We start from the raw sequence: 1,134 nt of genomic DNA on the forward strand, positions 1-1,134 counted from the left end.
TTCCCGAACCAGAAGACGCTCGAACGCACGTCGATGAACTCGTGGGACGACCAGAAGGTGCGCGACGCGCTCGCCGCGAACGGCCGCAAGAAGGTGGTCGTATCGGGCCTGTGGACGGAAGTCTGCAATACCACGTTCGCACTGTGCGCGATGCTCGAAGGCGACTACGAGATCTACATGGTCGCCGACGCATCGGGCGGCACGTCGCAAGCCGCGCACGACTTCGCGATGCAGCGGATGGTGCAGGCGGGCGTGGTGCCCGTCACGTGGCAGCAGGTTCTGCTCGAATGGCAGCGCGACTGGGCACGCCGCGATTCGTACGATGCGGTGATGGCGATCGCGAAGGAGCATTCGGGCGCGTACGGGATGGGCGTCGACTACGCATACACGATGCTCCACAAGGCACCGCAACGCACCGCAACGCCGCACGAGTCGCTCCCGCCCGTAGCGGCGAAGTGACGCTGACAGTCGCGACTATCGATGCCGCTGCGGCGTGCGCCATGCGCGCGCCGCAGCGGCGATACGTCAATGCGGGCGGCGTGACGCGGTCGATCCGCGGACACCGCCCACGAAGTGTTTGCGGGGCGGTTGCCTGCATTCCAGTTTGTTCGGGAGATTGATCGTATGGAACCTTATCTGGTTTCCCTTGGTGCGGGCCTGCTGATAGGCGTGATCTACAGTGCGATCAAGGTTCGCTCTCCCGCACCGCCGCTGATTGCCCTGGTCGGGTTGCTCGGCATGTTGATTGGCGTGCAGGCGGTTCCCGCCCTCAAGCAGCTCATCGGCCTTTGATCGAAGTGAGGTGACGCATATGACCGCAACCGAAACCCAACCGGATTTGATCCTGCGCAACGGCAGGTTTACGACCCTGGACCGAGCGAACCCGACAGCGACAGCGGTGGCGATCGCCGCGGGCCGCTTCATCGCGGTCGGCAGCGAAGCGGACGTGATGCCGCTCGCGGGCCGCGCGACGAAGGTGATCGACCTCGACGGCCGCACCGTGCTGCCGGGCCTGACCGACAACCACTGCCACGTGATTCGCGGCGGCCTGAACTACAACATGGAGCTGCGCTGGGATGGCGTGCGCTCGCTCGCGGTCGCGATGGAGATGCTCAAGCAGCAGGTCGCGATCAC

Annotated in this window: 3 protein-coding genes; all 3 read left to right on the forward strand. The window is 65.1% G+C overall.

What is annotated here, in order from left to right:
• The coding region (locus B7G54_RS37795; RefSeq protein WP_133059277.1) for an isochorismatase family protein at positions 1 to 459 on the forward strand (459 nt) is incomplete at its 5' end.
• A 165-nt stretch (positions 460 to 624) separates the two neighbouring features.
• Entirely contained in the window at positions 625 to 792 is a 168-nt protein-coding gene (locus tag B7G54_RS37800; protein ID WP_011660704.1) for a DUF1427 family protein, read from the forward strand.
• Between the two features lie 19 nt (positions 793 to 811).
• On the forward strand, positions 812 to 1,134 hold a 323-nt coding region (locus tag B7G54_RS37805; RefSeq protein ID WP_165765664.1), incomplete at its 3' end, for an amidohydrolase family protein.

The sequence above is a fragment of the Burkholderia puraquae genome, assembly GCF_002099195.1.
Lineage (GTDB): Bacteria > Pseudomonadota > Gammaproteobacteria > Burkholderiales > Burkholderiaceae > Burkholderia > Burkholderia puraquae.